Origin of the sequence: Cohaesibacter marisflavi, from assembly GCF_963665895.2 — a bacterium.
Taxonomy (GTDB): Bacteria; Pseudomonadota; Alphaproteobacteria; order Rhizobiales; family Cohaesibacteraceae; genus Cohaesibacter; species Cohaesibacter marisflavi.
The window spans coordinates 3,519,768-3,540,876 of the sequence record NZ_OY762534.1; the positions used below are offsets into that span (position 1 = coordinate 3,519,768).

At 56.1% G+C, this 21,109-nt stretch carries 17 protein-coding genes; 11 read left to right on the top strand and 6 right to left on the bottom strand.

Features of this window, described 5'->3' with window-relative positions; translation table 11 throughout:
• Positions 1-101: 101 nt before the first annotated feature.
• From ACKPCT_RS16735 to ACKPCT_RS16775, 9 genes are all read left to right on the top strand, one after another.
• Entirely contained in the window at positions 102-1,067 is a 966-nt protein-coding gene (locus ACKPCT_RS16735; RefSeq protein ID WP_090075157.1) for a TAXI family TRAP transporter solute-binding subunit, read from the top strand.
• Between the two features lie 95 nt (positions 1,068-1,162).
• Entirely contained in the window at positions 1,163-3,025 is a 1,863-nt protein-coding gene (locus tag ACKPCT_RS16740; protein ID WP_319567464.1) for a TRAP transporter permease, read from the top strand.
• 224 nt (positions 3,026-3,249) lie between these two features.
• Positions 3,250-4,155 carry a LysR family transcriptional regulator gene (locus ACKPCT_RS16745; RefSeq protein WP_090075159.1) on the top strand — a complete coding sequence of 302 codons (906 nt, stop codon included), beginning with the start codon at positions 3,250-3,252 and terminating at the stop codon, positions 4,153-4,155.
• 98 nt (positions 4,156-4,253) lie between these two features.
• Positions 4,254-4,877 (top strand): NAD(P)H:quinone oxidoreductase, encoded by a 624-nt coding sequence (gene wrbA / locus ACKPCT_RS16750; protein WP_090075160.1) that lies wholly within the window; start codon positions 4,254-4,256, stop codon positions 4,875-4,877.
• 48 nt (positions 4,878-4,925) lie between these two features.
• Positions 4,926-5,075 carry a hypothetical protein gene (locus tag ACKPCT_RS16755; RefSeq protein WP_175528190.1) on the top strand — a complete coding sequence of 50 codons (150 nt, stop codon included), beginning with the start codon at positions 4,926-4,928 and terminating at the stop codon, positions 5,073-5,075.
• Between the two features lie 28 nt (positions 5,076-5,103).
• Positions 5,104-6,021 (top strand): EamA family transporter, encoded by a 918-nt coding sequence (locus ACKPCT_RS16760; protein WP_319567465.1) that lies wholly within the window; start codon positions 5,104-5,106, stop codon positions 6,019-6,021.
• Positions 6,018-6,737, top strand: a complete 720-nt coding sequence (locus ACKPCT_RS16765; RefSeq protein WP_090075162.1) for a DUF4386 domain-containing protein — start codon at positions 6,018-6,020, stop codon at positions 6,735-6,737. Before ACKPCT_RS16760 ends, ACKPCT_RS16765 begins: the two co-directional genes overlap by 4 nt.
• A 138-nt stretch (positions 6,738-6,875) precedes the next feature.
• Complete coding sequence (locus tag ACKPCT_RS16770; protein ID WP_319567466.1) at positions 6,876-7,991, top strand: metallophosphoesterase family protein; 1,116 nt, start codon at positions 6,876-6,878, stop codon at positions 7,989-7,991.
• Positions 7,988-10,651 carry an AAA family ATPase gene (locus ACKPCT_RS16775; RefSeq protein WP_319567467.1) on the top strand — a complete coding sequence of 888 codons (2,664 nt, stop codon included), beginning with the start codon at positions 7,988-7,990 and terminating at the stop codon, positions 10,649-10,651. The genes ACKPCT_RS16770 and ACKPCT_RS16775 overlap by 4 nt, the downstream gene beginning before the upstream one ends.
• A 100-nt stretch (positions 10,652-10,751) precedes the next feature.
• On the opposite strand, the gene ACKPCT_RS16780 is transcribed toward ACKPCT_RS16775, so the two are convergent.
• Positions 10,752-11,588 (bottom strand): universal stress protein, encoded by an 837-nt coding sequence (locus tag ACKPCT_RS16780; protein ID WP_175528191.1) that lies wholly within the window; start codon positions 11,586-11,588, stop codon positions 10,752-10,754.
• A 129-nt stretch (positions 11,589-11,717) separates the two neighbouring features.
• A complete protein-coding gene (locus tag ACKPCT_RS16785; protein ID WP_175528192.1) occupies positions 11,718-12,245 on the bottom strand; it encodes a winged helix DNA-binding protein in 528 nt (175 codons plus the stop codon).
• 225 nt (positions 12,246-12,470) lie between these two features.
• On the opposite strand from ACKPCT_RS16785, the gene ACKPCT_RS16790 reads away from it, so the two are divergent.
• Positions 12,471-16,055: a hydantoinase B/oxoprolinase family protein gene (locus tag ACKPCT_RS16790; protein ID WP_319567468.1), complete on the top strand. Its 3,585-nt coding sequence runs from the start codon at positions 12,471-12,473 to the stop codon at positions 16,053-16,055.
• 110 nt (positions 16,056-16,165) lie between these two features.
• On the opposite strand, the gene ACKPCT_RS16795 is transcribed toward ACKPCT_RS16790, so the two are convergent.
• Positions 16,166-16,804: a GDSL-type esterase/lipase family protein gene (locus ACKPCT_RS16795; RefSeq protein WP_319567469.1), complete on the bottom strand. Its 639-nt coding sequence runs from the start codon at positions 16,802-16,804 to the stop codon at positions 16,166-16,168.
• Between the two features lie 330 nt (positions 16,805-17,134).
• Here ACKPCT_RS16795 and ACKPCT_RS16800 point away from each other — a divergent pair, with 330 nt between their 5' ends.
• Positions 17,135-17,926 carry an alpha/beta fold hydrolase gene (locus ACKPCT_RS16800; RefSeq protein WP_319567470.1) on the top strand — a complete coding sequence of 264 codons (792 nt, stop codon included), beginning with the start codon at positions 17,135-17,137 and terminating at the stop codon, positions 17,924-17,926.
• A 140-nt stretch (positions 17,927-18,066) separates the two neighbouring features.
• Here the strand turns inward: ACKPCT_RS16800 and ACKPCT_RS16805 are convergent, their stop codons facing one another.
• The 3 genes from ACKPCT_RS16805 to ACKPCT_RS16815 are packed head-to-tail and all read right to left on the bottom strand — an operon-like array spanning position 18,067 to position 21,036.
• Positions 18,067-19,233, bottom strand: coding sequence for a M20 aminoacylase family protein (locus ACKPCT_RS16805; protein WP_319567471.1), 1,167 nt, complete (start codon positions 19,231-19,233; stop codon positions 18,067-18,069).
• 18 nt (positions 19,234-19,251) lie between these two features.
• Positions 19,252-19,713: an L-2-amino-thiazoline-4-carboxylic acid hydrolase gene (locus ACKPCT_RS16810; protein ID WP_090075170.1), complete on the bottom strand. Its 462-nt coding sequence runs from the start codon at positions 19,711-19,713 to the stop codon at positions 19,252-19,254.
• A 12-nt stretch (positions 19,714-19,725) separates the two neighbouring features.
• Positions 19,726-21,036: an NAD(P)/FAD-dependent oxidoreductase gene (locus tag ACKPCT_RS16815; RefSeq protein ID WP_319567472.1), complete on the bottom strand. Its 1,311-nt coding sequence runs from the start codon at positions 21,034-21,036 to the stop codon at positions 19,726-19,728.
• Between the last annotated feature and the right edge of the window lie 73 nt (positions 21,037-21,109).

Here is a 21,109-nt window from a genome sequence, read left to right on the forward strand (position 1 = left end):
GGGCAATTTATGTGTCTCACTATTGTTCGTCGACAGAATGTCGCAACTATTAGATTTATTACGATGTTTAAGTGCCCTGGATTTAACATGGAGGACGATTAATGTTTAAGAAAATGGCGCTGGCAGTCTCTCTGGCGTGTGCAACTCTTGTCGCTATTCCTGCCAGTGCGCAGGATCAGCTTCGCTTTTCTGCAGGCCCTCCGGGAGGAAACTGGTTTGCACTTGGTGGTGCTTTGGCAGAGACCTGGTCCAAAGAGGGCATCACAACCTCAAGCAGCACCGGCGGTGGTGTTTCCAACGTGGTCAATACAGACAGAGGCAAAACCGACCTAGGCTTCTCGGTAACGGCCCTTGTGGGAGCAGCTTCCAAAGGCGCAGCACCTTTCAAAAAGCCACTTGATAACGTCTCGGTTCTGGCAAACGTTTATCGCCAATATACCTATTTCGTGATGCGCAAGGATTATGCAGACGAAAACGGCATCAAATCCGTTGCCGACATCGTTGACAAGAAGCTTCCTATCCGTCTGGCAACCTTGAAACCGGGCACCTCTTCAGAATTCGTGATCCGCTCCGCTTTTGAAAAAGGACTGGGCGTTGGCTGGAAAGACATTCAGGATTGGGGCGGCTCGGTTTCCTTTGCCTCCTATTCTGACGGTTCAAACCAGCTGGCCGATAATCATCTGGATTGCTTTGCCTTCTCCGTTGGCCGTGCGGCCTCTGTTGTTCTGAAGATCGAAAGCCAGCTGGATGTGGTCATTTTGCCGGTAGACAAGAAAATTCTCGACGCGATGACCGAAGCCCTCGGCACGGTCAGCTTCGAGATTTCTCCGGAAATCTACAAGTCGGTCACAGACCCTGTTCCGACGATTGGTGATTACACCAGCATCATCGTCCGCAAGGATCTGGATGAAGACACGGTCTACAACATGACCAAGGCTCTTTGGGAAAATAAAGACACCCTGCAAAAAGGCGTGAAAGCCGTTGCCGAGTTGAACCCGGAGGAAGCCGTTCCGGCTCTTGCTCCGGCCCATCCGGGCGCTGTGAAATACTGGAAATCGGTTCAGTAATTCCAATTCATCAGCATCATGGCCCGGAGCCGAAATTCCGGGCCATGATCACTTTGTATTGAATTCCTCGTTCGAGAAAGAAGAAGGGCAGCGGTATGCGCGCGACAGGTTCACTCGTAAAGAGAATTGTCTATGTCTACATTTTGGGGGTCGGGTTATTCCATCTGTATACATCGGTGTTCGGCAGCTTTGAGGCTTATTTGCAGCGCAGTTTGCATCTGAGCATGGTGTTTCCGATGGCCTTCATTCTCTACCCCATGCGCGCGGCCGACAAGGACAGTCCGAATGTCCCGTGGTATGACTGGATTTTGGCCATAGCCTCTACGTTGCCCGGCATTTATATCGTCCTCAATTATGAGTCGATCACCTTCCGCATGGTGCAGGTGGACGACGTCACCATGGCTCAGCAGGTGCTCGGCACCGCGCTTATCTTCTTCCTTCTGGAGGCGACCCGCCGCGTGGTTGGCATGCCGCTGGCAATCATTGTCGCCTTCTTTGCTGGCTATATGTGGTTTGGCAACTGGATGCCCGGCGTCATGCAGGGCCTCCCCTTCACCTTCCCTGAAGTCATCGAGCAAATCTACCTTACCGATGAAGGCATCTTCTCCATTCCGCTTGGTGTCTCGGCGACCTTCGTGATGGTCTTCCTCATTTTCGGCGGTTTTCTGGAAAAGAGCGGCGTGGGGCAATATTTCATGGATTTCGCGCAGGCCTTCACCGGGACCTCTCCGGGCGGCCCGGCCAAGATCTCCGTGGTCAGCTCGGCTCTCTTCGGCTCCATCTCGGGTGCCGCAGTTGCCAACGTCTATGGCACCGGCACCTTCACCATTCCCTTGATGAAACGCATTGGCTATCCGCCTTTCTTCGCTGCAGCGGTTGAATCGGTCGCCAGCACAGGCGGGCAGATCATGCCCCCGATCATGGGTGCGGGCGCCTTCATCATGGCCTCTTTCCTTGGCGTGCCTTTCAGCGACGTCATTATCGCGGCCGTTGTTCCTGCGGTTCTCTATTATGGTGCCGTACTGCTGATGGTGCATCTGGGCGCGCTCAAGAATAATCTTCAGGGTCTGAGCGAAGAAGATCTGCCCGACAAGAAAAAGGTACTGCTGCAATCCTACAAGCTGCTACCGATCGTGGCGCTGGTCTATATGCTGCTATCAGGCTATTCGCCCATGCTGGCTGCAGCCGTGGGCATTCTGGGTGCATGGCTGGTCTCCCTGCCAGATCCAGAACATCGCATGGGCCCCAGAAAGATCCTCGACGCCATTGTTGCCGGGTCTCGCAACGTACCGGTTGTCTGCATCGCATGTGCAGCGGCTGGCATCGTGGTTGGTTCGGTTTCACTCACCGGTTTCGGCTTCAAGTTTGTCGGTCTGGTCTTTTCTCTGGCGCAGGGCATCCCCTTTATCGCGCTGGTTCTGATTGCTCTGGTATCCCTCATTCTGGGCATGGGGCTGCCAACCACCAGCGCCTATATTCTGGGAGCGGCACTTGGCGTTCCGGCTCTGGCGCAATTGGGCTTTGATCCTCTGGCCGCTCATATGTTCGTATTCTATTTCGCCATTGTCTCTAACATCACACCGCCGGTTGCCTTGGCGGCCTATGCGGCCAGTTCTCTAGCCCAGTCCAAACCGACCGAAACCGCCATTCAGGCGCTCAAGCTTGGCATTCTGGCCTTCATGGTGCCTTTTGCCTTCTGTTATGATCTCGGCTTGCTCTCAAATGCTGGCTGGGTAGGCAACAGCTTCGCCGTCTTTGGCGGCATCGGGGCTCTGTTTGCCATGGCCTTTGCCATGCTGGGCTTTATCAAAACGCCAATCCCCATGTGGCAACGTTACGTCTTTGGTGCTGCTGCCATCCTGTGCCTGTGGCCGCTGGTGGCGGTGAAGCTAGCAGGCGTTGCCCTGACCGCAGCAGCCGCTATGCTTTGGAGCCGAAAGGTGGCAACAGCGGCATAACGGCCGCAAAGCAACAAGCGCAACTGGCGACTAATCAAGGAATCGCAGGATCTGTGACCTTTTAAAAGATCACAGGTCCTGTTTTGTTTAAGAGCTGCAAGATGCCGGTATGCCCAACACGCTAGCTGGTCGGCGTCCTTGCTCCCTTATTGAAAAGTTGCACCGCTCCCACAATCCCGGCATGGTAGGCAACGACAGATCATCAGACTCCGGGGTGCTGCCAAATGGATAAATTTTCCGTCATGACTGCCTATTGCCGCATTGTCGAACGCGGCAGCTTTGCCCGTGCGGCTGAAGATCTCGGCGTTTCTGCCGCCTTGCTCAGCAAGGAAATCAAACTGCTGGAAGAAAGCCTCGGATCGATCCTGCTCAGCCGGACCACTCGCAGCATGTCGGTTACGGATGCGGGCCAGCAATATTATGAGGAAGCCCTGTCCATTCTCGAAGCTGTTAGCAAACTGGATGGACGCATCCGTGAGGTTTCCGGCTCCGTGAAAGGGCAATTACGGATCAACGCGCCCAATTCTTTCGGTCAGGCCGTGATTTCGCCGATGCTGCCTGCCTTTCTGGAAAAGCACCCCGATCTAAGGCTCACCTTGTCGCTTGATGATCGCGTGGTTGACATGATCGAAGGCGGGTTCGATCTTTCAATCCGGGTGCGCTCCAGTCTGCCCGATTCCTCTCTGATAGCCCGCCGTCTGGGCCGGGTGCAGCAATGTCTGTTTGCTTCGCCCGACTATCTGGAGACGGCCCCTGCCCTCAACCAGCCAGATGACATCAAGGCTCATCCGGTCATAGGCTTTCTGCTGGCCGATCATGTCAGTGAATGGAGCCTTCTAGGGCCGGGCGGGCCGCATACCTTTTCTTTCAAGCCCCATGTCAAGGTGGGGAGCAGCTTTGTGCTGCGCGATCTGCTGATTGCCGGTCATGGCATTGGAACATTGCCCGATTTCATTTCGCAAGCCCCGGTCCGCGAAGGAAAACTGGTGCGCATTTTGCCCGCCTTCTCGTTGCAACCGCGCGAGGTCTTTGCCGTCAGCGCCTCCCGCTTTGGCATGCAAGCCAAGGTTTCGGCCTTTCTAGATCATTTGCAAAGGGCCATGAAGGACTGCATTCATAACGCCCTGTAAAGAATGATTTCAAAACGAACCGCTTATTCATCCACGCAGCCAGAGCTACCTTTTCAGCATCGAAACCAAGACTGAAATCGAAACTGAAAAGGCTCACCATGACCCGCATTCTCGTTCTTTACTATTCAAGCTATGGCCATGTCCGCGATCTCGCTCAGGCAGAGGCGGAAGGCGCACGCAGCGTTCCCGGCACCATCGTCGAGCTCCGCCGCATTCCTGAAACCATGGCTGAAGAGGCCCGCCGCAATGCCGGTTTTATCGAAGATGAAACCCCTGAGGCCTCCCCAGCCGATCTGGCCCATTATGACGGCATCATTTTCGGCACGCCGACCCGCTTTGGCATGATGGCTGGCCAGATGAAGCAATTTCTGGATCAGGCTGGTGGTCTCTGGGCGCAGAATGCGCTGGTCGGCAAGGTTGCGGCCGTTTTTGCTTCTACCGGCTCCCAGCATGGCGGACATGAAGCAACCCTGCTCTCCACACAGATTCCACTGATGCATTTTGGCATGTTGATCGCCGGGCTGCCTTACAGCTTCGCTGGCCAGACAGCGCGAGACGGCATTATCGGCGGTGCTCCCTATGGCGCTGGCACCATCGCCGGTGCGGACGGTGCTTTACAGCCCACCGAGACAGACCTCGCAGGTGCTCACTTTCAGGGTCAGCATGTGGCCCGGATTGCATCTCGTCTTGCGGCCAGCGCAACGAACCGCGATGTCGCCTGATGCGTGCCCTTTTACCAGCTATTGACATTTGATCGGAGGATCTGCCTCATGAAACGCTGGACCAAATCGTCTCAGGAACAGCGGTGCGCTTTAAAAACGCATCGCGTTGCTTGTAACCTTCCGCCCTATTTGATGCGTGATATCGGCCTTGAGCCATTCCATGAGCGTCTGCCCGTTTCGCTTCATCTGATCCGTTAGCCATAAAAGGCCCACAAAGGCTCCTGTAATGATCAAGTCTCTATCCCGCTCCTATGACACCTTTCTAACGGCGCTTGCTCCCGCTATCTGGGGCAGCACCTATCTCGTCACCACAGAATTCCTGCCCGCTGGCTACCCGCTGACGCTTGCGGTGTTGCGTGCCCTGCCGGCGGGGCTGCTGCTCATGCTGCTGATCCGCGCTTTGCCACCGAGAGCCATGCTTGGCCGCCTCTTTTTGCTCGGAACACTGAATTTTGCGCTCTTCTGGAGCCTGCTTTTCGTGTCGGCCTATCGGCTCCCCGGCGGAGTGGCAGCAACATTGGGCGCAACACAGCCGCTGATGGTGTTGTTGTTGGCCCGCTTTGCCCTGAGCATACCCTTGCGCACCGCTTCGGTGCTTGCGGCTCTTTGCGGCATTCTCGGTGTGGCCATGTTGCTGATCGGGCCCGAGGCAAAGCTTGATACCATTGGCATCGCGGCAGGGCTTGGAGGGGCAGCCTCCATGGCGGCGGGCACTGTACTCAGTCGGAAATGGCAGGCCAACGTCTCCCCGCTTACCTTCACCGCTTGGCAATTGACCGCCGGTGGCTTGATCCTTCTGCCAATCGCGCTCTTCTTCGAGCCAGCCTTACCCGCCTTGAGCGCCACCAATCTGGTAGGGCTTGCATGGCTAGGCCTGATTGGCGCGGCCTTGACCTATTGGCTCTGGTTCCGCGGCGTTGCACGGCTGGAGCCGGGCGCGGTTTCCATGCTGGGCATGATGAGCCCGATCACGGCCGTTGCTTTGGGTTGGCTCTGGTTGGGACAATCACTCACGGGCCTTCAATTTGCCGGTGCTGCGCTTGTGATTGCATCGGTCTGGGCGGGGCAACGTTTCAACAAGCCCTCGGCTCGGCAGGAACAAGCGTCAGGCCCTCTCATCCTGCAAGAGAGAACGGATCCATGAGTTCGCCACCACATCAAACACAGATCTGGCGTATGGCGAGGGCCGCCGGATGCCTCTATGTCGCAATTATCCTTCTGGGACTATCCGCAGAACTTGGCATCCGGTCGCAGCTCATCCAGCCTGATGATACTGCTGCGACAGTGAGTGCCATCCTCGCTCATGGTGGCCTGTTTCGTCTCGGTCTTGCTGCCGACCTCGTCATGGCTCTTAGCGATGCCGGGTTGGCGCTGCTGTTCTTCTTCATGTTTCGGGCAACCGCGCCCGCTCTGGCTTTATCAGCTATGGTGTTCCGCCTGCTGCAAACCGGGGTAATCGCGGTCAACCTGCTCAATCTGCAGGCCGCCTGGCTGCTGATAAACGGGTTTTCCGGCTCTCAGGCAACCATGGCGATGCAGTTTCTCCTCCTTCATGGCTATGGCTACGATCTGGGTCTGTTATTTTTTGGCGTGAATGGGCTGCTGATGGCTGCGCTCATCTGGCAATCGCGCCTTTTCAGCCGGGTTTTCGCTGTCGGGCTGGGGGTGGCCGGTGTCGTCTATCTTACCGGCAGCGGACTGCGCTTTCTGGTGCCCGATTTGGCCGACAATTTCGAACCGGCCTATGGCATCCCGATACTGGCGGAAAGCCTGTTTTGCATCAGATTGCTCATCGGTTCTGGATTTGCCTCAAAGCGGTTGGGACGAGAGGCCACCCCGCATGCCGCGGAAGAGAAATGACACACAGTTGGCGCATCTGAAAGTTGCGCAATGGTGGGCGCTTAAATATGGTTGAGCAACAGGGTGATTTGTTCGCATAGTCTGGGGACAGCCGGTCTGACTCCATTCACCCGTTCTGCCAACCTCAAGAGCCTCATCATGCGCTTTATTCATTGCGCCGACTTCCATCTCGGCAAACCTTTCGGAACGTTCGACGAGGACACCCGCGCAGCGCTGAAGACAGCACGCCTGGACGCCTTGCGCGCCACGGGCAATCTGGCGATGGAACGGGGGGCAGAGCTGGTGCTGATTGCTGGCGACACCTTCGATGCGGAGGCACCGCCCTCACGGCTGGTCCGGCGTGCCATTGATATCATGGCGGACTCTTCGTCCATCACATGGATCTGGATGCCGGGCAACCACGATTCCCTTGCCGCGGTTGATCTGTGGGAGCGGATCGAACGGGACAGGCCGGAAAATGTCATTCTCGCCACAAAGGCCGAGGTGATCGAAATCGGGCAGGATGTGGCCATTTTGCCTGCGCCGCCCGCTGTCAGAAGCCCCGGCTTTGACCTCACAGACTGGATGGCGCGCGCTGAGACGGACGACCGCATCCGGATTGGCCTTGCCCATGGTGGGGTCACCGATTTCGGCTCGGAAGATGGCGGCCTGGCAACCATTCCGCCGGACAGGGCCGAGCAATCAGATCTTGACTATCTGGCACTTGGCGATTGGCATGGCCAAATGGCCATCGGGCAAAAGACATGGTATGCAGGATCACCCGAGGCAGACGGCTTCAAAGGGCATAGTGAGGCCGGTGTGCTGTTGGTCAACATTGATGCGCGTGGAACGGCGCCGCGCGTCGAGCCCATTCCTTTGGGGCGCTACAAGTGGCATCGGCTGGAGATCAGCTTTTTTGCGGGCAGTGATCCGGTGGAAAGCATGATGATGGCTCTGCCTGAAACAGACCGCGCCCATGCCCTCATCAAGCTCACCGGTTCGGGTCGCCTGACGCTCAGTGAATTGGCCCGCCTCAAGGAAGCCTGCGACGGGATCGCGGACGCCTTCCACTATTTCGATGCCGACTTGATGAAAATCGGCATCAAGCAGAATGAGGATGATCTCGACCTTATCGCAGAAAGTGGCGCCCTCAGGGTAGCCGCAGAAAGCCTTTTGGCCGAAACCTCGACCGACGGGCGGACAGAGGAGGATGCGCGCATCGCTCAGCAGGCACTGTCGCACCTGTTCCATCTGGCGCAGGAGGTGGACCAATGAGATTACGCAAACTGATCCTGCATAATGTTCGCCGCTTTGCCGACAAGACCGTCACTCTCGGCCCCTTTGGCGATGGGCTCACCACCATCACCGAAGAAAATGAACGCGGCAAGAGCACCTTTTTTGATGCCCTTCATGCCCTGATTTTTCATGACTATGGGTCAGCCCGCAAAGAAATCCGGGACTTGCAGCCCTATTCGGGCGGAGCGGTTCAGATCGCGGCAGAAATCGAGCTTGGCAGTGAGGCCTATCGCATCGAAAAGCTCTTCAATCTGAAGAAGGCAGGCTCGTCTGCGCGGATCATCAGTCTTGCAACCGGCGCCATTCTCAAGCAGGCCGACGATGCCGAGCAGTGGATTCACGATACCATTCTGAGCAGCAGCAAGGGGCCGGTGGGCCTGCTCTGGGTTCGACAGGGAACCGTTGGTGTCGATGCGGCAAAGGCTGAAGCCGAAGGGGTTGATGCCCGCCGCGATGTCATGTCCAGCGTGCGTGGCCAGATCGATGCTGTAACCGGCGGGCGGCGCATGGACACGATATTGCAGCGCTGCCGCAGCGAACTGGACGCAATAGCCACCAAGGGCGGCAAGCCAAAGGCTGGCAGCCAATGGAAGGAAGCCGAAGATCTGGCCGAAAGCCTGCGAGAGCAACAGGCCAAACTGCAAAAATCCGTCGATGCCCTCAGCCACGATCTGGAGATGAAGAAGCGGCTTACCAAGCGCCTGCGTGAGCTCAATGACCCTGCCCTTCGCGCAAGGCGCGGTGATGCGATCAAGGCAAGCCAGGCTGAGCTTGCCGCCGCGCGGGATCATGACCGTCGCATCAAGGAAGCCGAGCAGGGTCTCAAGCTTCTGATGGCTCAGGAGCAGGATATCGAGCGCACCATCAAGGAGATTGGCTCCCTGCGCGACAGACGTGAAGCCTTGCGCCAAGCCATCAGCGAGCGCGAAGCCACACTGGCAAAAATCAAACAGGCCAAGGCGCAAGTGCAGGCGGCCATGGCGCAGCAACAGGCAACCATCAGCGAAAAAGAAGCCGAAAGATGCTCTTTGAGTGACGCCTTAACCCGTGCCCGCCAGCAGGAACGCTCTCGTGAGAAACGGCGACGCCTGATCGCGCTTGGGACTCTGCTTGCCAGCCTTCAGGAACCGCTCTCCCGTCTGGCCGAGGCGGAGCGCATTCTCAAGATGCCCACCGCTTCGCCAGCAGATCTGGAACGCCTTGCCAACCTTGAGCATCGGCGGGACATCGCCCGAGAAAAGCGCAAGATCCATTTTTCCAGCTTTTTGCTTTCCTCGCAGGGCGAGCAAGCAAAGTGCGCAGGCGCAATCCTGTCCGATGGCGAAGCCCAGCTCATTGATCGCCCTCTCGATATTACGCTGCCGGGCTTTGGCGCGATCCAGTTGCGACCGGCAGAAGGAGCGGCACAAGCCATCGAAGACCCAGACGCCTTGCAAGCGGAGATCAATGCCACGCTCGGCGCGCTCGGGTTTGAAACGGTAACAGCCGCAAGAGCTGCTCATGACGTCCATCGCAAGGCGCAGGATGCCAAACAGCTGGCGCAGGCACAGATCCGGGCCAGTGCTCCAGACGGGCGGGAAGCATTAAGACGCGAGCAAGACCAGCTATGCACCGAGCTTGGATGCACCATTGAACAGGCTGCGTCCTTGTTGGTTGATGACAACACCAACGCGCCGCGCACCTTAGAAACAATGGAACATGGCCTACGTGATTTGGACGAGGCACTGTCCGCACTTCGTGGGTCTCTGCCCAAGCTTCAAGACCGTTTCACCCATGCGGCCAATGCCTTGACCGAAGCGGAGGTTCTGTTGGGAGAAAGGCGCAAGGCACTGGCTGATCTCGCCCCCCCAGCCGATGAAGAAGCACAGCTTGACCAGAGCATTCGGGCCAGAAACGATCTGGCGCCAAAACTGGCCACGGCGCGCGCGCAAGTCAACCAGCTTCAGCAGCAAGCGCCCGATCTTGCCGCCGCCGATGCCGCCCATCAACGGGCGCTTCAGGCTGACGAACAGGACCGGAAGGAAATTCACCTGCAGGAGACGGAACTGGCGCGGCTCAATGGTGCCATTCAGACCCAATCTGAAGGAGCCGTTGAAGAAAAGCTCGCAGAGGTCAGCGGCAGGCTAACCCGCGCTTTAGAGAGGGCGGCGCAGTTTGCCAGCCACGCCAAGGCCATCGACTTGTTGATCACCCATCTCGAAGCCGCCCGGGCACAAGCGCAGGAAACCTATTTCGAGCCGATCCGACAGGAATTGTTGCCCCTGTTGCGCCAATTGCATGCAGGTGCTGACTTCCAGATTGATGCCGACAAGCTGCTGATCGACACCATCACGCGCAACGGCATCACCGACAAGGTTGATGTGCTTTCCGGCGGGGCCTATGAGCAGATTGCCATTCTAACCCGACTTGCCTTTGCCAAGCTGTTTGCCAAGCGTGGCAGTCATGTTCCCATCATTCTCGATGATGCATTGGTGCATACGGACGATGAGCGCATTTCCACCATGTTCAACATGCTGGCGCAGTTGGCCAAGGATCAGCAGATCATTGTTCTGAGTTGCCGCACCCGAGCCTTCTCGGACCTTGGGGGTGAGCGGGCCTTCATCAGTGAGGGACGAGAAGACAGCCCAAGAGAGCATTAAGGATCAAGGCGGCCCGGCATCGCTTTGCTTTGCTTTGGCAAGGATGCCGGGATGCTTTACCCGTCACACCATCAAAAACCTGATGGCAGGCGCCCTCGTCCTAGTGAGCCATCAAGACTGGCAGGGTCGGATCTTTCATGAAGGCTTCTGTGACACCGCCAAAGATCCGCTCCCTCAGGCGCGAATGCCCGTAAGCGCCCATAACAATCATGTCGGCCTGCACGGCCTGCGCATGCTGCTTGACGAGCTTGTCCTGATCCTGCCCATCGCTCGAGAGCACATCAACGCTGACATTGACATCATGACGGGCCAGATAGGTGGCGAGATCCGCTCCGGGTTCTTCGCCGCTTTCTTCTACGCGCGCAACAGGATCAACCATCAGAATGGTCACATTGGTGCCCTTTTTCATCAGGCCCAGCGCACTATAAATGGCGCGGGATGCTTCATCGCCGGAGTTCCAGGCAATCATCATCCTTTCTGGCTTGAGAGTGGCTTTGCCATCTTTGGGAACAATCAGAACCGGTCGGGTCGAGCGGAAAATCGCCCCTTCGATTACCGGCTGAAGGGCGATCCGGTTTTTCATGATGGAATTGCTCAACACAAGCAGATCGCTAAAGTGGGCACGCAAGGCGATTTCGTCTTCAAGCATCGCCTCTAGTAGATATTCGTGCTCGACATTATAGGATATCCCTTGAGACTCAAGAATATCCCGCGCACTTGAGACGCGCACAGAGAGGGCTTCAGCTTCGCTGTCTCTTTCCTTGGCCCAGAGCAGGAAGCCTGCGTCGGCATATTCACCCACGGGCGGGTAGGTGGACAGCCCCATTACGATGAGAGACAGGTGGGCGTCGACTTCAGCACACAAGCCCGCGACCAGTTTGATCTCGGAGTCCGGAGTGTTGGCCGTGCAAATACTCAGTATCGTTCTGATAGCCATGATAACCTCCTTATGGATACTCATCACGGCCCCATTCTACCAGCAATCCGGATAGGCTTGTATGAGACTTAATAGGCGTAAAATCAGCCGCTTGGCGAATAATCCGAGGCCACTTACCGGAGGTTGACGCTACATAGCGGCGGCGGCTCTTGCGGCCTGATCATAATTGCCCGAGACCATGCGCAAGGTGGAGGCAACCTGTGACAATTCTTTTTCATCCAGCCCGAGCGCCTTCATTGGCTTGATCAGCAGAGCTTCGCGCAGCCTTTTATATTCCAGACAGGCGTCTTCTCCGGCGGGGGTGATTTCGGCGATCTTTTCCTTGCCTCTCTTGCCCGAGGCAACCAATCCGGCTTTTTCGAGTTTTTTCAAGGCATAAGCAACGGTGTGCGTGTCTTCCACATTCAGCACCAGACAGATATCGGACAGGGTTTTGGAGCGCCCCCGATGGTTTACACTGTGCAGCACAATGACATCAAGTGGACCAAGGCCTTCAGTGCCACTGGCCGCCATGCAGCGCTCGATCCAGCGATGATAGGCATTGACCATCATGGTGAGCGCAAATTCCACCTCCGAAAGCGCAGGCATGGCCCCTGATGCCAGATGCGAAGCGGCAACGACCGGGCCGATTTGTTTCTCCGTGCTATCCATGCTCATGAGTTTTCCCCTCTTATCCCGTTGCAATTTTCCCGTCATTTTGCACCAGAGATACCTGCATTGCATCGATCTGGCGATTGGGATCATGCAAACTGCTTGACCACCTTAAACTTTTGTATATAGATTTTATCGATAAAATATAGACAAAATGTCAAAATAAAGCAATCACAGACCACGCCTTCCAACCCTAACAAAAGTGGTCTGCCATAAGCCAGAGGTATTGATATGTCAGGAAAGTGGGATTTTTGGATCGACCGTGGTGGCACCTTCACGGATGTTGTCGGTCGGTCGCCAGAGGGCACTTTGCATCCGCACAAGCTTTTGTCCGAAAATCCGGAAGCCTACCGCGACGCCGCCATTCAGGGCATTCGCGATCTACTGGGCGTGAAAACCGGAGATCCGATCCCTTCCGATCAGATCGACTCGGTGAAAATGGGCACAACAGTTGCCACCAACGCGCTTCTTGAACGCAAAGGCGAGCCGACCGCCCTGTTTATCACGAAGGGCTTTCGCGATGCGCTAGAAATCGGCTATCAGGCGCGCCCGGAGATCTTTGCCAAGGAGATCATCAAACCCGAGCTGCTGTATCACGATGTCTATGAAATAGATGAGCGCATTCGGGCGGATGGCTCGGTGGAGACGCCACTTGACGAAGCGTGCGCTCGGACCAGCATGCAATCGGCGTGGGATGCGGGCATCCGCAGCATCGCCATTGTTCTTATGCACGCCTATGCCTATCCTCAGCATGAATTGCGGCTGGAAACACTGGCCAAAGAGATCGGCTTTACACAAATCTCCGTTTCCCATCAGGTATCCCCGCTGATGAAACTGGTGGGCCGAGGCGACACCACGGTCGTGGATGCCTATCTCTCGCCCATTCTGCGCCGCTATGTGGAACAGGTGCAAGAAGAACTGGGCGAAGGCCCGCGCCTGATGTTCATGCAGTCTTCCGGCGGATTGACCGCAGCCAATCTGTTTCAGGGCAAGGATGCTATTCTTTCCGGTCCTGCTGGCGGGGTTGTCGGCGCGGTCGAGACCGCCCGCATGGCAGGCTTTGAAAAGATCATCGGGTTTGACATGGGTGGGACATCCACCGATGTCTGCCATTTTGACGGCGAATATGAACGCGCCTTTGAAACCGAGGTCGCCGGTGTTCGCATGCGCGCCCCAATGATGATGATCCATACGGTGGCTGCCGGTGGTGGCTCCATCCTTCATTACAAGGACGAACGCTTTCAGGTCGGCCCTGACTCTGCAGGCGCCAATCCCGGCCCGGCCTGCTATCGACGCGGAGGGCCGCTGACGGTTACCGATGCCAACCTGATGACAGGCAAACTGGCAACGGACTTCTTCCCCCAGATTTTCGGCCCCAATCAGGATCAGCCTCTTGATGAAACCGTCGTGCGGGAGAAATTCGCCGCTCTGGCTCAAAAGGTCGGTGATAATCGCAGCCCCGAAGATGTCGCGGATGGCTTTCTCAAGATCGCCGTTGAGAATATGGCCAATGCCATCAAGAAAATTTCGGTTCAGCGCGGCTATGACGTCACCTCCTATGCCCTTGTCTGCTTTGGTGGTGCGGGCGGTCAGACAGGCTGCCGCGTGGCCGATAGCCTTGGCATGAAGACCGTGGTGCTGCACCCCTTCTCGGGCATCCTTTCAGCCTATGGCATGGGGCTTGCCGATATCCGCGCCGACCGGCAGCAATCCGTGGTCAAGCGGTTGGAGGAGAGCCTCATTCCTGACCTTGAAGCGCTAAGAGACGGTCTCGCCCTGCAGACCGAAGAAGAACTGGAACGGCAGGCTGTTCCGGCAGACAAGCGGCAGACGCGCACCATTGTGCATCTGCGCTATGAAGGATCAGACACCTCCTTGCCGGTTCATTTCGGAACCGTATCGGAAATGAAAGCGGCCTTCGAGCAGGCACATAAGGCCCAATTCGGCTTTGCCTATTCCGACAAGGAGATTGTCGCCGAAACACTGGATGTGGAAACCACCGGTGGCGGAGCAGGCCTCACCGAGCCGGATCTGACGCTTTCCAGCGAGACCCCGGAGGCTGCCGCTGCAACACGCATCTACGCAGAAGGCGAATGGCACGACACCTCCATCTACAAGCGCGACAGGCTGAAACCCGGCATGACCGTTACTGGCCCCGCCATCCTTGTGGAATCCCACGCAACGATCATCGTGGAAGATGGCTGGCAGGCCAAGCTCAATGCCAAGGATCATGTGGTGCTCAGCCGCATCGTGCCTCTACAAAGAGACAAGGCCATCGGTACCCAAGCCGATCCGGTGATGCTGGAGGTCTTCAACAATCTGTTCATGTCGATAGCGGAACAGATGGGTGTAACCCTCCAAAAGACGGCTTATTCGGTCAACATCAAGGAACGGCTCGACTTCTCCTGCGCCATCTTTGACGCCAAGGGCGCCCTGGTTGCCAATGCGCCGCACATGCCGGTGCATCTGGGCTCTATGGGGCGGTCCGTGGAAACCGTCATCAAGCTCAACGAGGGCAACATCAAGCCCGGAGATGCCTTCGCCCTCAATGCGCCTTATAATGGCGGCACGCATTTGCCCGACATTACCGTCGTCACGCCGGTGTTTGATGACAAGGGTGAGAGCATTCTGTTCTGGGCCGCTTCGCGCGGTCACCATGCCGATGTCGGCGGCACCGCTCCCGGCTCCATGACACCGCTTGCCACCACCGTGGACGAAGAAGGCGTGCTGTTTGACAATTTCAAGATTGTCGATCAGGGCCATTTTCGCGAGGCAGCTCTAAGGGACTTGCTGACAGATCACGCCTATCCAGCCAGAAATCCGCACCAGAATATCGCAGACCTTTCCGCCCAGATCGCGGCCAACGAGAAGGGCATTCAGGAAGTGCGGAAGATGGTCGCCAACTTCGGGCTGGATGTGGTGGAAGCCTATATGGGCTATGTTCAGGACAATGCCGAGGAAAGCGTGCGGCGTGTCATCGAGGCGCTCAAGGATTCCGAATGTGAGTATCATACGGATCAGGGCTCCGTCATTCATGTGAGGATCACGGTCAATAAGGAAAAGCGGGAAGCAACCGTGGACTTTACCGGCACAACCGGCGTCAAGGCCAACAATTTCAATGCGCCGGAACCCGTGACACGGGCAGCAATCCTATATTGCTTCCGCGTGATGGTCGAAGGCGACATTCCCATGAATGCCGGATGTCTCAAACCGATCAACATCATTGTTCCGGAAGGCTGCATGTTGCGCCCGAGCTATCCGGCAGCGGTGGTGGCAGGCAATGTGGAGACCTCGCAACATGTGACCAACGCCGTGTTCGCCGCATTGGGCGCCATGTCCAATTCGCAAGGCACAATGAACAATCTCACCTTTGGCAATGACATCTATCAGTATTATGAAACCATCTGCTCGGGCTCTGCAGCCGGACCGGGCTTTCATGGCACGGATGGGGTGCATACCCACATGACCAACTCCCGTCTTACGGATCCTGAGGTTCTGGAATTCCGCTTCCCTGTTCTTCTGGAAGATTTCCATATCCGCAAAGGGTCCGGCGGCAAGGGCAAATGGTCTGCGGGCGATGGCACTGAGCGTAGCTTGCGCTTCCTTGAAAAAATGGATTGCGCCATTCTTTCCTCACATAGAGGCGTCAAGCCTCGCGGCCTTGCAGGAGGCGAGGATGGAGAGCTGGGCCACACTTGGGTCAAAAGGCTTGATGGGTCAGTGCAAGAGCTGAAGGGTTGCGATCAGACCATACTGGATGCAGGCGACACCATCACGGTGGTGACCCCGACACCAGGCGGATGGGGTGCACTCTAGACCTTTCTGCCACGCAGAATCTTGACGCACACACAAAAGCCCGCTCCCATCAACGATGAAAGGAGCGGGCTTTTTTCTGCAAACTCAAGATCTGTAGTCTGTGACCGATATTAAAAATCTGTGATCCCCTCGGCATAGAGTCGGTCCACCCAAACGCGATATCCCTTGCCATTGAGATGCAACCCATCAAAGGTGTATTTGGGGTTCAAGCCCGTTTCAATGCTCAGATACGGGTTCAAGTCGATGAATTTGATGTTGTTCCTGTTGGCATATTTCACCAGAGCCGCATTCAATCTTTTGACCTTATTGTTGAATATGCGCTGGCATTTCTCCCGCGCGCACTCCAACGTGGACTGAAGCACGACCTTGATATCATTTTGCTGCAATTGCTCGGTTATGGCGACAATGTTGTCGAAGGTCTTCTTAACCGATCGGCCATGGGTCAAATCATTGATCCCCACCATGAGGTAGGCGACTTTTGGCTGGGTTTTCAGGATGGTGTCCATCCGCTGCAGGATCTGATCGGCTTTGTCTCCACCGACACCTCGGTTGGCGATTTTGATTTCGGGAACAAACTCGCTCCAAAGCCCCTGCTTTGTGATGCTATCGCCAATCATGACCACATCAACATGCGGGCTGAATTCAAGAAACAGGGAAGATCTTGGCTTTATGCGCCCAGAAGCATTGGCCCCCGCTGAAAAGCCAAGAAAAGCCGCGCAAAGAGCAAAAGTCATAATTTTACGTATCATCGAAAGCCGCCTATTCGGTAATCCGATAAGAGAAGGGATGCGCCTGTTGGGAACAAAGCAGAAAATAGCGGCGCATCTTGTTTCGTTTTATCGGTTAATACACAACGCAAAACTGTGATTCCTTTTCATCGTCTCATCATTGGCTTACCGTGTATTGAAGCAAGAACTGAGCGGTGAATTTTATTGCAATCATTTTCAGCAAGAAGTCAGATAACAGTGGCGGATTGATGACAAGCCCTAAATTGAGACATTTATTATGCGCTTATTAAGTAACGATGGCCTTTATGCCGCAGATATCTTCATGGCCCGATCGTCTTCGCATTTGACAATATGAATTCGGCAGGCCCGATAGAAAACCGCGTAGGTTGGGGCTTTGATTTCATTCGCTCCAAGGATATCAACGTTATCTCCTTTCTCGAAACCAGATCAACAGCATGGTATCGCAGGACCAGCTTTTTTCACTTTCTGGACGAAATTGATAGAGCCTTTAATTTCAATCAATTTTCTTCGAGGATCAGCTATGGAGGATCAATGGGGGGATACGCCGCTGGTGCATTTGCGTCGCGCCTTAACTGCGATTCCGCAATTTTGCTCAACCCGATTTCAACGCTAAACAAACAGTTAGCGCCATGGGAACCGCGATATCCCAAGGCGAAAAAGGAAAGCTGGGAAGGCTCCTTCCACGATGCGAGTGAAGGCATAATCGGCGTTTCCAAGGTTTTTCTGGTTGCAGACCCTCTTCTTGCCCCGGATCGCAAACATATTCATCGTTTTTTTCAAGCTTCGCCCAGATGCGAGTTTTATCGTATTCCCGGAGTTGGGCATGGTATGCCACGGCACATGCATTCTCTCGGCGTTTTAAAGCCCTTTGTGCTGGATATTCTCAAAGGGAATATTCCAGACAAGGTCGCCTTCTCTGCAGCGGTTCGCAATCGGCGTGACTATCTTGGCTATTATCAAGGTATTTTCTCGAATGAAAGCCTGCACCGTACTCCAATGAGAACGAAGACCCTTTCAAAAAATCTGGCAAGAGTTTTAAACAGCGACCAAGTTCCCAAACCGCAAGCAAAGAAGATGTTTGCCAGGATGACGGGGAAAAATCCAAGTCGGTTTGGCTTGTAGGGCCGTGAAGCTTTTGGAGGTGTTTTGAAGTCGCTATAGCCTTCAGTTTGGGCAGACATAGGAAAGCCGACCGGAGGCATGTCCATTCCGGTCGGCTTTGTTGTTAGATCTCGCCCCTCATTGAGAGGCACGCCGAGAGGCTAGAGCGGTAGGCGATCACGCACCAACTGTGCCCAGTAGGAGCACCCCCATTTGATCACATCATCATTGAAATCGAATTTCGGGTGATGCAACTGGGCTGACGGGCCATTGCCCACATGGATCATAGAACCCGGCACGGCGTTGAGCATGAAGGCAAAGTCCTCACCACCGAGGGTTGGCGGCATTTCGATGCTGACGGCATCGTCACCGGAAACCGCGCGGGCGGCCTTTGCGGCATGCTCGGTTGCTTCATCATGGTTGACCATCACCGGATAGAGGCGGCGATAATCAAGCACGCCGACGCAATTGTTGCCTTCGGCAATCTGCGACACGATCTTGCCAAGGCGCTCTTCAACATGGTCGCGTACGGCTTCATTCAGCGTGCGCACGGTGCCCTTGATGTTGATCTCTTCGGGGATCACATTGTAGGTGTCGTTGCTGGTAATGCCGCAAAGGGAAACCACGTGGGAATCCAGCGGGTTGACCGTGCGTGCGCTCATGCCGTTGATAGACTGGATAATGGCAGCCACAGCCGGGAACGGATCGATGGCATTATGCGGCTGAGCGGCATGGCCACCGCGACCGGTCACCTTGATGTCGAACATGTCGACCGCTGCCATGCTCGGGCCCTTGCCGGTAACGAAATGGCCGACCGGGACATCGGGTATATTGTGCATGCCATAGACTTCATCACAAGGCCAGCGCTCGAACAGGCCATCATCGATCATGGCCTGCGCGCCCGCACCGCCCTCTTCGGCTGGCTGGAAGATAACCAGCACCGTGCCATCAAAGGCGCGGCTTTCAACGAAATGTCTGGCAGCGCCCAGCAGCATGGTGGTGTGTCCATCATGACCGCAGGCATGCATCTTGCCCGGAACCTTGGAAGCGTGAGGCAGGCCCGTGGCTTCCACGATGGGCAGAGCATCCATATCAGCCCGCAGAGCTATGGTGCGGCCGGACTTGTTGCTCTGGCCACGGATGAAACCAACGACGCCGGTTTTGCCCAGCCCTTCAACCACCTCGTCCACGCCAGCGGCGCGCAGCGCTTCCGCCACTTTTTTCGAGGTGCGTTCAAGGTCGTAAAGCAGCTCGGGATTTTCGTGCAAATCCCGCCGAAAAGCGGTCAGATCTTCGATTTCGCGCGAAACCCAATTATCAACTGCCATATTCTTCTCTTCCTCTTCTCATTTCATTTTGTAACGGAAATCGCAGTGAGACGCGCCCTTCATGATGGTCTGGGTGCGATCCAGCTTGATTTCCGGGTTATAGCCTACGCAGAAGTCGCCGTCACGGTTGCATGACAAAAGATGGCCGATGTCGCCAAGGCCCATTTCTTTATACATTTCAGCATAGCGACAACGGGTGACGTTAAAGTCCATCTGCTCGGGTTCGGTTACCAGCGTTTCGATCTGGAGCGCATCTTCCTTGGTCCAGTTGGGAAGGATGTCGGCAAAATCGGAAAGGGTCGGGGCGTGGTCGAGCCCTTCAGCCATGGCCTTGCCCTGCTCGATAGCCGAGCGCGAGCAGGTTTCGCCGATCACAGCTTCCGCTTCTTCGCGGCCGCTGCGTTCGGTGATCACATCCAAAACATGCTTCAAGATCATTGCCTCGATGCGGCGGCGTTCCAGAATAGGGATATCGTTCATGGTCAGGTCCTGTTAGCTTTTATATTCTCGGTGGTCCTTGAATTTATACCAGGCGAGATAGTATGGGGCGATGGCGCGGCCGATGGCGTGGAACGGCAGCGCATGCGGCGTGGTGGTCGGCAGGGCCAGCGAGGCGAGATCTTCGCCGCTGGTTGCACGAGCCATTTCGCGACCTAGCGAATAGCCAAGCGCAACACCACGACCATTGCAGCCGATCCAGGTCCAGCCATTCGGGCCAAGGCTATGCACGCGTGGGAAGCGATCCCAGTTCATGGAGAGATAGCCTTCCCAGACATGGGTCATCTTGGGTGGCGCAAGCTGAGGGAAGCTGTCTGCCAGATTGTTGGCTGCCTTGCGGGCCATGCGGGCAGCGAGATCGCCAAAGCCCATGATGGCGCCGCCAGTGATCAGCCGGTTGTCGCGGTCATAATGGAAGAAGCGCAAGTCGCCGCGGGTATCAGACACCGCCTGACGTCCCGGCAAGATCGAAGCGCGCAATTCATCGCTGAGAGGTTCGGTGGACATCTGCCAGGAAGAAACCGGCACAATGGAATGAGCCAGACGGCGGTTGAGCTTTGGCACCACTTCGCCGGTATAGGCGTTGGTCGCCAAGATCAGCGCACGTGCCTTCACAGTACCCTGATCGGTCTTGACGACCCATTGGGTGCCGTCATGCTCATAGAACAAGACCGGCGTGGCTTCATAAATGGTGCCACCAGCCCGCTCCACGGCCAAAGCCAATCCGCGCGAAAGGCCGAGCGGGTTGATATGACCACCTGATGGGGCAAGCATGCCACCATACCAATGCTCGGTGCCGAGCAGATCGGAGGTAGCCTTGTGGTCGAGATAGCGGGCATCAAGGCCGAAACGCTGCCATGCATCAACGCGTTTCTGACTCAGCTTGGTGCGGCCCGGCGTGTGAGCAGGCTGGAACCAGCCGGTCTGTTCAGCATCGGCATGGGAGGTGATGTCCTCCTCACGAATGGCATCAAACAGCACATTGGCGGAGGCACCGATCATCTGGGCAAACAGACGCCCTGTTTCACCATAGCGCTGCACCCACATATCGGGTTCGGCTGCTGTAAGGGTCGGGATGACCTGCCCGTTGTTGCGACCAGATGCGCCCCAGCCGATGGCTTTGCCTTCCAGCAGAACCACGTCGCTGCCAGCCTTGGCCAGATGCAGGGCAGCGCCCAGCCCCGTGAAGCCGCCACCGATCACCACAGTGTCGGTTTCAATCGTCTCGGTAAGGGGGGCAGCCTGTGTACGGGCTGGCGCAGTGACGGCCCAGATGGAAGGAGGAAAAGTGACTGGGTTGCTCATGTCTTTTCTTTCATTGTTTAGACTGACCAAACGGCGTCGTTTATCTGTTAAATTCAATAGATCAGAGGGTTTG

Coding starts and splice junctions, on each gene's coding strand:
- ACKPCT_RS16735 (WP_090075157.1), top strand. CDS start 102: ATGTTTAAGAAAATGGCGCTGGCAGTCTCTCTGGCGTGTGCAACTCTT.
- ACKPCT_RS16740 (WP_319567464.1), top strand. CDS start 1,163: ATGCGCGCGACAGGTTCACTCGTAAAGAGAATTGTCTATGTCTACATT.
- ACKPCT_RS16745 (WP_090075159.1), top strand. CDS start 3,250: ATGGATAAATTTTCCGTCATGACTGCCTATTGCCGCATTGTCGAACGC.
- wrbA (WP_090075160.1), top strand. CDS start 4,254: ATGACCCGCATTCTCGTTCTTTACTATTCAAGCTATGGCCATGTCCGC.
- ACKPCT_RS16755 (WP_175528190.1), top strand. CDS start 4,926: ATGAAACGCTGGACCAAATCGTCTCAGGAACAGCGGTGCGCTTTAAAA.
- ACKPCT_RS16760 (WP_319567465.1), top strand. CDS start 5,104: ATGATCAAGTCTCTATCCCGCTCCTATGACACCTTTCTAACGGCGCTT.
- ACKPCT_RS16765 (WP_090075162.1), top strand. CDS start 6,018: ATGAGTTCGCCACCACATCAAACACAGATCTGGCGTATGGCGAGGGCC.
- ACKPCT_RS16770 (WP_319567466.1), top strand. CDS start 6,876: ATGCGCTTTATTCATTGCGCCGACTTCCATCTCGGCAAACCTTTCGGA.
- ACKPCT_RS16775 (WP_319567467.1), top strand. CDS start 7,988: ATGAGATTACGCAAACTGATCCTGCATAATGTTCGCCGCTTTGCCGAC.
- ACKPCT_RS16780 (WP_175528191.1), bottom strand. CDS start 11,588: ATGGCTATCAGAACGATACTGAGTATTTGCACGGCCAACACTCCGGAC.
- ACKPCT_RS16785 (WP_175528192.1), bottom strand. CDS start 12,245: ATGAGCATGGATAGCACGGAGAAACAAATCGGCCCGGTCGTTGCCGCT.
- ACKPCT_RS16790 (WP_319567468.1), top strand. CDS start 12,471: ATGTCAGGAAAGTGGGATTTTTGGATCGACCGTGGTGGCACCTTCACG.
- ACKPCT_RS16795 (WP_319567469.1), bottom strand. CDS start 16,804: ATGATACGTAAAATTATGACTTTTGCTCTTTGCGCGGCTTTTCTTGGC.
- ACKPCT_RS16800 (WP_319567470.1), top strand. CDS start 17,135: ATGAATTCGGCAGGCCCGATAGAAAACCGCGTAGGTTGGGGCTTTGAT.
- ACKPCT_RS16805 (WP_319567471.1), bottom strand. CDS start 19,233: ATGGCAGTTGATAATTGGGTTTCGCGCGAAATCGAAGATCTGACCGCT.
- ACKPCT_RS16810 (WP_090075170.1), bottom strand. CDS start 19,713: ATGAACGATATCCCTATTCTGGAACGCCGCCGCATCGAGGCAATGATC.
- ACKPCT_RS16815 (WP_319567472.1), bottom strand. CDS start 21,036: ATGAGCAACCCAGTCACTTTTCCTCCTTCCATCTGGGCCGTCACTGCG.